The following is a 588-nucleotide window of genomic DNA, read 5'->3' as shown; positions in this document are numbered from 1 at the left end:
AGGCGGCCTGGCGCCGCGGCGAGCACGTCGGGCGCGGTCCTCACGTCACTGGCGTTGCCGGGCGTAAGGTGGACGACGGCGGGTCGGCCGAGGACGTCGACAAGGAGGTGGATCTTCGTGGTCCGCCCACCACGCGACGGGCCGATGGCCTGCGTCCGTGCCCCCCTTTGCCGCCATGTGCCGAACGGTGGACTTTGACGTAGGTGCTATCGAGCGCTGCCGTCTCGACAACCCAGCCCGCCTTTGCCAGGGCGGCAAGCATCGCCCGCCAAAAGCCCCGGCGGGACCACCTGTGGTAACGATTGTAGACCGTCGTGGGCGGACCGTAGTCGGCCGGGCAGTCGCGCCAGCGGCAGCCGGTCTTGAGTACATGGATGATGCCCGAGATCACCCGACGGTCGTCGACCCGCCGCGCGCCTGGCTGATGCGTGGGCATGAACGGGCTGATCACCGCCCACTGCGCGTCCGTCAGCCAGAACAGGTCCGCCATCGCCCTCTCCCGCGTCCATCCGTGACCTGTACGGTCCCGGGATGTGGTGTGACGGGTCGAGCCTGAACCGATCGGGCTCTTTGGCCCAGGTCTGGCAG

At 69.0% G+C, this 588-nt stretch carries 1 pseudogene; it reads right to left on the bottom strand.

Going from position 1 to position 588, the window contains the following annotated elements:
- A pseudogene (locus tag HLA95_RS27785) lies at positions 1–490 on the bottom strand (IS5 family transposase); the annotation flags it as partial.
- Positions 491–588: the final 98 nt, after the last annotated feature.

The organism is Geminicoccus harenae (assembly GCF_019800005.1).
Taxonomy (GTDB): Bacteria; Pseudomonadota; Alphaproteobacteria; order Geminicoccales; family Geminicoccaceae; genus Geminicoccus; species Geminicoccus harenae.
Note: the sequence above shows the minus strand (reverse complement) of the source record. Positions and strands in the feature narration are given on the sequence as shown.